Annotated in this window: 6 protein-coding genes; all 6 read right to left on the reverse strand. The window is 38.9% G+C overall.

What is annotated here, in order from left to right; translation table 11 throughout:
• Window positions 1-289: 289 nt before the first annotated feature.
• A complete protein-coding gene (locus Q8P68_06460; protein ID MDP4008800.1) occupies window positions 290-1,468 on the reverse strand; it encodes a malic enzyme-like NAD(P)-binding protein in 1,179 nt (392 codons plus the stop codon).
• Window positions 1,469-1,533: 65 nt separating this feature from the next.
• Window positions 1,534-2,985 (reverse strand): S-layer homology domain-containing protein, encoded by a 1,452-nt coding sequence (locus Q8P68_06465; protein MDP4008801.1) that lies wholly within the window; start codon window positions 2,983-2,985, stop codon window positions 1,534-1,536.
• A gap of 18 nt (window positions 2,986-3,003) precedes the next feature.
• Window positions 3,004-4,143: a thioredoxin domain-containing protein gene (locus tag Q8P68_06470; protein MDP4008802.1), complete on the reverse strand. Its 1,140-nt coding sequence runs from the start codon at window positions 4,141-4,143 to the stop codon at window positions 3,004-3,006.
• Window positions 4,144-4,158: 15 nt separating this feature from the next.
• Window positions 4,159-4,539 carry a thioredoxin family protein gene (locus tag Q8P68_06475; protein MDP4008803.1) on the reverse strand — a complete coding sequence of 127 codons (381 nt, stop codon included), beginning with the start codon at window positions 4,537-4,539 and terminating at the stop codon, window positions 4,159-4,161.
• A 22-nt stretch (window positions 4,540-4,561) separates the two neighbouring features.
• The gene (hisS, locus tag Q8P68_06480) at window positions 4,562-5,932 is read right to left on the reverse strand and encodes a histidine--tRNA ligase (protein MDP4008804.1); all 1,371 of its coding nucleotides are present in this window, start codon (window positions 5,930-5,932) and stop codon (window positions 4,562-4,564) included.
• An 83-nt stretch (window positions 5,933-6,015) separates the two neighbouring features.
• Window positions 6,016-7,206, reverse strand: a complete 1,191-nt coding sequence (gene tsaD / locus Q8P68_06485) for a tRNA (adenosine(37)-N6)-threonylcarbamoyltransferase complex transferase subunit TsaD (protein MDP4008805.1) — start codon at window positions 7,204-7,206, stop codon at window positions 6,016-6,018.
• Window positions 7,207-7,674: the final 468 nt, after the last annotated feature.

Consider the following 7,674-nt stretch of genomic DNA (forward strand, 5'->3'; position numbering starts at 1 on the left):
CTATGCGAAGACCAAATCTCATGACAATCTCGTTGCACTGTGTGGACTTCATCATAAGATTACACATGCGGGAATGTATAGCGAGCCTACGAAAACAGACCTTCTTTATTTGGAACACAGAAAACTGGCACTTAGGTAGAGTGTGTTGGACTGTTGGTGGGTATACCGGAGTATCACTTTTAACTTTTTAGCCCACAAAATTCTCCATGCTATCACTTCATCAAAATATACAACTTGTTGAAGTTAAGCTCTGGGAGACGAAGACGAGTGGGGTTACTTATAGTGGTAGCTAAGCTACTGCTTTTACCGCCTCTGCAACTTTATCTGCGATACCCGGCTCAAATGGAGCAGGGACTATTCGATCTTCTGTAGGGTTCTCAACCATACCGGCGATAGCTTCGGCAGCAGCGATTTTCATATCTTCTGTGATTTGTGGGGCGCGAGCGTCGAGAACTCCTCGGAAAATCCCCGGGAATGCGAGTACGTTGTTGATTTGGTTTGGGAAATCAGATCTACCGGTCGCGACGATTCGCGCACCAGCCTCTTTTGCGATGTCAGGCATGATTTCCGGAGTAGGGTTGGCCATTGCAAAAATTATTGCATCTTTTGCCATAGTTTTCACCATATCTTCTGTTAGGAGTCCGGCCTTTGATACACCTATGAATACATTTGCTCCTTTGATAGCTTCACTAAGTCCGCCTGTGACGCAATTTCCATGATCGTGGTCAATATGACATGCAGTATTTGTTATATCTGCGAGCTCCATCTTTGTAGGATTTAAATCCTCTCGGCCTTTGTAAATCGTACCTTTGCTATCGCAAAGTAAGAAATTTTCTGCGGTTGCACCATAAAGAATAAGAAGTTTTGTGATTGCGACACCGGCCGCACCAACTCCGCTAACTACAAATTTTAAATTTTCTATCTTTTGTCCGGTAACTTTCATAGCATTTATAAGGCCTGCAAGTACTACGATTGCAGTACCATGTTGATCATCATGAAATACAGGGATGTCGAGCATACCTTTGAGTTTTTCTTCAATATAAAAACATTCCGGAGCCTTGATATCTTCTAAATTAATACCTCCAAATGTTGGAGCTATAGCTTTAACAACTGCAATTATTTCATCAGGATCTTGAGTCGAGAGGCAGATTGGGAATGCGTCTACATCAGCAAACGCTTTAAACAATACGGCTTTACCTTCCATCACTGGAAGTCCGGCAGCTCCACCTATGTTCCCAAGTCCCAGCACCGCTGAGCCGTCAGAAACCACGGCAACCATATTACCTTTTGAAGTATATTTATAAACATCATCCGGATTTTCCGCTATCCGTCTGCACGGCTCAGCTACTCCCGGAGTATAAGCGACGCTCAATTCATCTTTATTTGTTACGGGCATCTTTGAAACAAGCGAAATCTTACCTTTTGTACGCTCATGTTCTTCTAGCGATCTTTGAAAATAGTCTGTCATATTTATAAGTTAAAAAACGTCGCCAGACTACCACTCAGCAAAAAATCTGCAAGTTAAAAGTTCATTTAAAATCCACTGGTTCGACCATTCTCGATATCCAAAATCACATCAAATGACCTTTCGTATTTTATGGTTATATTTGCTTTCGCACTGTAGTTATAATCGATGGGGCCTGTTCCGACTCCTATGGAATCAGTCTCTATGATTTGTAGGTCGTCAAACATGTCTAAAGTTTTCTGTCCTTTGCCATCAACTTGTATGTTTTCTCTAGCTATAGTTAAGATATCTTCGATATTTACATCATCTATTTTACTACTATCAGTGGCAGTGAAATTTTCACGAAGTTTCCGAATATAAAATGAGTTTTTGTATGCCAGTGAGCCGTTACCATAAGTTCCGAGTATATTTGCAATTTTCCCACTCGGCATATAAATATAGCTGTCCAAAATGTTTTCAATTCCATTTTCACTTTCGACGACTAAGGTTGGCATGCCGGCGGTCTCCACTTCCATGATTAGGGCATCACTGCCAAATGCATTTCGGATCTCAGCAAAATATTTATCTTTTTCGAGAGAGGTATTTGAGATAAAAATTTCTGCCATTGCAGAGTTTGGAAATTGCCTCATGTAAGTTCTTTGTTTGTTTGCTTCATCTTTATTCCAAATCATTGTACGAACTTTATTTCCAGCCGCAGGGTGTTCGTTTATTTCCTCAAAAACTTCCCAAGTGGGTGGGGTTTTTACGTTGTATCCTTGAGTGGATCTGTCAAAAATATCCCAGGTGACAGATGGGTCATATTGACTCAAATCATTTTCCGAGATGTACATCATTCTGTAAATTATATCAGCAAATTCACCGCGAGTTATATCGACTCCTCCATTAAAATCCCCGAACTTATCCGGATCGATGAGCATTTTGTCTTTTGCATATTTTACGTATTTCCCATACCAAGATGAAAAAGGTACATCAGGAAAAGGGTTTTTAGATGGGTCACTAAAGGTTTCATTTTCTGTGAATGCAAGCAAAATAATTTTTAAACTTTCTGCTTTGTTTATGTTATTTGCAGGTTTGAAACTCCCGTCAGCATAACCATCCGTTATACCTTTTTTGTATGCTCCGTTGACGTACTGAGCAAACCATTCATTTGTTACATCGCTGAATATCGGCTTAGGCTCTGGAGTTCCCTCTGCGACCCCATCTTCGGCAGTTACTTCTTCGGTTACTGAGTTATCAGGAAATACTTCATCCTTCCATTTGTAATGTCCGAGTAATATTATTTTCATCGCCTCAGCACGATTTATCGTTCCAGCTGGTTTGAAAGTTCCATCAGAATACCCTGAAATTATTTCTTTGTTTTTTAGGAATTGAACTGCATCATAATAAGGATGATTTGGTGGGACGTCTGAGAAGTTAGCTTGGTCTGCATTAGCAGGTAGGACGAATACGCTAAACACCAATGCTAAAGTTGTAAGCAAGCTGAAAGCACGGCGAGAATTTGTTTTTTGTTTGTATGTCATACAAGAAATATAACGAAATTATTCATCTTTTGCGATGTCATCTACGATTGGATTCAGTATGCTTTCGATTTTTACACTGAGCTGGCCTTTTGTTAGAGGCCCCTCTGTAAAGCTATTGTTAACAAAAACACTTGGACTTGCCTTGATGCCGAAGTCGGCAACAACTTTTTGCATAGTTTGTAACTTAGATGAGAACCTACCAGTATCTTCCATACATTTGCCAAAAACTTCGGGGTCAAGGTCTAATGCATTTACGATCTCCGGTAAGAGCTCCAAATTAAATCCCCCATCTTCATTAGTAAAATCTCTTTGTCTCAAAAAAAGTGCATCATGCATTTCCCAGAATTTATTTTGTTCAGCACTACATTCAGATGCTTGTATCAGAGTGTTGTCATTACCTCCACGATTAAAATGTATGTAATGTACGGCTACATCATTTGGATATTTTTCTAAAATAGAGCCAAGTACGCCGTTGAAACTCGTACAATATTCACATGAAAATGAAGAGAATTCTGTGATTGTCACCTTCGGATTTTCTGCTCCTTTGACGTGAGCCTTCTCATTGTGTGGAGCCACCACAAATCTTCCTGGCGGAGTTTTGAGTAGGTAATAATTTGGACGCTCTATGAAGAAATCTTCTATAAATGCGAAATTCGCAAGTAGTTTGATGTTATCATCAAATACAAAAGCCGGTACGGCTTTTGCTCCCGCTTCCTGCATCAGTCTTTTACCTTCTTGTGAATCAAATACAACTTCTTCAAATTGTATTGCTGGAGTTAAATTTGTTAGGATTTGTCTTTTTAGACTGCTGACATCACACAATTCCGTATTACATGATGGATCAACTACAACTTTTGCAATTACTAATGGGTGATCATATGCAACATATGTAATTCCATTTACTTCAAAGATATTATGCCCATCAAAGTCATGACTTTGATTTGAGAGTCCAAAAAACTCAGATGATTTAAGTACGATTCTCTTGATCGTAAAATTATACGAAAACAATAAGTGCGCAGTAAAAAGTAGCATGAAAACAATAGCTACAAACCTCCATTTATTAGATAGAATAAACTTATTAACAATTTTTTTATTGTTAGGTTTGTAAATTTTTTTTACAACAGTTTTTACGATTTTTTTTGTTTTTTTGGTAGGCATAATTTGTAGATTATTCTAAAAGACAGGAAGCTCACATGCAAAGGCATTCGCAAGGTCTTGCAAAGGTTGAACACCTCTACCGACCAAAGTCCCCTCCATTCCGGAATTGTTTTTCCAAGTAGGATATCCTTCAATTCCTTCAGCCTCACATTTTTCAGGCTCGATGTCACATTGTACATAATCTATATATTCAAAAGATTTTCCGAACATCTTTTTTTGAGCTTGGCAGTTACTACACCAGTCTGCACCGTACATAACAGCTCCATTGTCCGTAAGACACGCTGCAAAATCATCATATTCTCCAGGCCCACTTTTTTGAACTGTTTTGACTATCAAGCCGGCTGCTATCGCAACGATAAAAAATCCTATTACTGAATATGTGAAGTTGAATTTCATAATTGTTTTTATTTATGATTTATTAATAGCTTATTTCTCCCGGACTATATGTGTCCAGATTTTCTTTACCAATTGCCGCAATGACTTTTTCAACTACGTCCTCTATTTTTATGATTTCTTGTTTACCCATAGTCATGTCTCTTAGGATAATAGTCCCATCTCTAACTTCAGTTATACCAAGTACAAGTGCGTATGGAACTCTAAATTTATCTGCAAGTCGCATTTGAGCCTTCATAGAACCTTTACCGAGAGCACCTACGGTTTTGATTCCGTGTTCGCGAAGCTCTGAGATAAGAGGTAGGCATTTTTTCTTAGCGAGGTCTCCGAGTTGTGCAACAAAAACATGTAGACTGTCCTTTGAAGGTACTCGAATCTGTTCTTTTTTCATAAGCTCTATTACTCTTTCAAGCCCCATTCCAAATCCTATTGCGGGAGTCTGCGGTGCACCTCCCATAATTTCTACCAGTTTGTCATATCTTCCACCCCCACATACTGTATTTTGCTGACCCCCATTATCTACTGCTATAAATTCAAATACGGTTTGATTGTAATAATCAAGTCCACGAACAAGAGCTCCGTCTTCGGTATAATCTATTTTTAATTCTTTCAAATATTCAAGCACCTGAGCATGGTATTCTTTGCTTTCCTTTGAAATATAACCATCTGATTTTGGCGCCAGTTGCGCCAAAATCTTACAATCCCCTTCTTTACAATCCAGTACTCGAAGTGGGTTTGTATGTATTCTTCTTTTACAATCATCACAAAGAGAACGCTCTTTACCAATGAAGTAATTTTGAAGAGCTTCAGCATATTTTTCACGTGAATCAAAATCACCTATGTTATTTATTTTAAGTTTTGTGAGTGCATAAATCCCACAATCTTCAAGTACAGTTTTTGATAATTGAATTATCTGTGCATCTAGAGCCGGATCTTTTTCCCCTATCACTTCCAATCCAAATTGCCAAAATTGTCTGTATCGCCCCTTTTGAGGTTTGTCATACCTGAAATGCGGTTCTATATAATAAAGTTCAACCGGCTGTGGCCAATTGACCATGCCGTTTTCAATATATGAGCGAACAACACCGGCAGTACTTTCCGGTTTAAGTGTCAATGATCTTCCACCTTTATCTTCAAACGTATACATTTCTTTGCCAACAATATCTGTTTCTTCACCAATTCCACGGGTAAATACCTCTGTATGCTCAAATATAGGAGTTGTAATTCTTCTGAAACCGGCTTGCCTACATCTATGACGAATCACCTTTTTCAAAAAAGTATAATATTCATGATCATGCGGCAAAATATCATTTACCCCCTTCACCGCCTGGCATCTTGTAAATTTATCTTTAACATCCTTATCTTCTTTAGCATCGTCTTTTTTGGCAGCCGTCATATAAACATTGGATTAAAATATGCCACCTGAGTATACCAAAAAACTTAATCCTTGCAATGCCAGCTATTTAATTTCTTCTTATTTTAATAAAACTTAAGTTGAGTATCAGGTATGGAATTTTGCCAGGCTTTGTATTGTTCCGGGTTTGCCATATATCTGAAATAAGCGACAGCCCCGAGCATGGCGGCGTTGTCTGTGCAAAATTTGAGAGAAGGGTAGAGGATGCGTGGGCCTCCGATGTTTTGTGGGAAAGTTGCTTCAAGCATTCCCCTGAGCCGAAGATTCGCAGAGACTCCGCCCGCAATATGAATTTCTTTTGGATTTGTGAGTTCGGCTGCCTTTTTTAATTTTATGAGAAGTGTATCGCAAATAGTGTGTTCAAAACTAGCTGCCATATCCGGTACTAATTTTTCAAATTCGATTCCAATATTGTCATGTTTGCCACCTCCATTTTCTAAAATCAAAGTCCGCATAGCCGTCTTGAGTCCGGAGAAGCTAAAATTGAAATCACTAGCATGTTCGTTGTACATCATTGCGCGTGGCAATTTGTATTTATTTGGATCACCGGGCGCAAAGCCATTTGCCTTATTCCCCTTTGAGGCTGTTTTTTGTATTTCAGGGCCTCCGGGATATCCGAGTCCGAGCATTCGTGCTACTTTGTCAAAAGCTTCACCGGCGGCATCGTCCAAAGTCTCGCCAAGTAATTCATATTCCCCATGATTTCTCATAGTTATTAGTTGATTATGCCCTCCGGATACGGTGAGAATCAAAATTGGAAATTTGTTTTTTTGATCTCTCTCTATGTCATACGGCAGAATCTCATGTACAAATGTGCCGTCATCATGCTTTTCGCAATTATCTGTAAGCCAGCTTGCATATAGATGACCTTCTATGTGGTGGATTGGGATTATAGGTTTGTTCCAAATCAAACTAAGTGCAGTTGCAGCATTGTTGCCGACCATCAAGCACCCAAGTAATCCGGGCCCCTGTGCTACTGCTATGGCATCTATTTTGTCGATCACAGCTTCGAGTTTTTGTATTGTATCGTGCCCTTCCAATATTCCCATTTTGACTCCTCCTTGCCTAAGTGCCTCATTTACAACCGGCACTATCGCCTCGACGTGCCGTCGAGCCGCCACCTCCGGGACAACTCCACCGGTTTTATTGTGCTCCGCAATTTGAGAATAAATCACATTACAATAAACTATCATTCCATCTTCAACGATCGCTACAGAGGTTTCATCACAAGTTGATTCTATCGAGAGAATTATCACTTAAATATTTAGTAAGTTATACTTAGTTTATTGAAAAATTCGTACAATTTATAACATAAAATCAGTATGTGCATCATACAGTGTCATTTTTTGTCATGCAATAATCACATTTTAATTGGCATCTTTGATATAAAAACAAACATTCGAAGGTGAGTAAAGCGCCACCATGCAACATTTCTGAAAATCGTCCAGTCGAAATATCATTTTACGGCTTCCGCTTGCGCGTTTTTAACATTTTTATGTTGACTCAAAATGGTGAGTAAGTGGTAGTATTTTCATAGAAAAATAACCGACTTTCTCATTCAAAAGCAATTTCATAATTACACGCTCATGAACCAAGCCCAAACAATTTTTCAAAAACAAAATGAAACACAAACATCCAAAGAGCAAATTAACGATCTCCATCTCGAATTTCAAGCTTGTGGCAAAAATGCGAAAGAATGGATTCAAAAATGTAAAATGCTACTT

The organism is Candidatus Peregrinibacteria bacterium, from assembly GCA_030700255.1.
Taxonomy (GTDB): domain Bacteria; phylum Patescibacteriota; class Gracilibacteria; order UBA1369; family JABINC01; genus JABINC01.

Bases quoted from the DNA above. Each gene is read 5' to 3' on its own strand.
- Q8P68_06475 (MDP4008803.1), bottom strand. From the start codon at position 4,539: ATGAAATTCAACTTCACATATTCAGTAATAGGATTTTTTATCGTTGCG.
- Q8P68_06460 (MDP4008800.1), bottom strand. From the start codon at position 1,468: ATGACAGACTATTTTCAAAGATCGCTAGAAGAACATGAGCGTACAAAA.
- Q8P68_06470 (MDP4008802.1), bottom strand. From the start codon at position 4,143: ATGCCTACCAAAAAAACAAAAAAAATCGTAAAAACTGTTGTAAAAAAA.
- hisS (MDP4008804.1), bottom strand. From the start codon at position 5,932: ATGACGGCTGCCAAAAAAGACGATGCTAAAGAAGATAAGGATGTTAAA.
- Q8P68_06465 (MDP4008801.1), bottom strand. From the start codon at position 2,985: ATGACATACAAACAAAAAACAAATTCTCGCCGTGCTTTCAGCTTGCTT.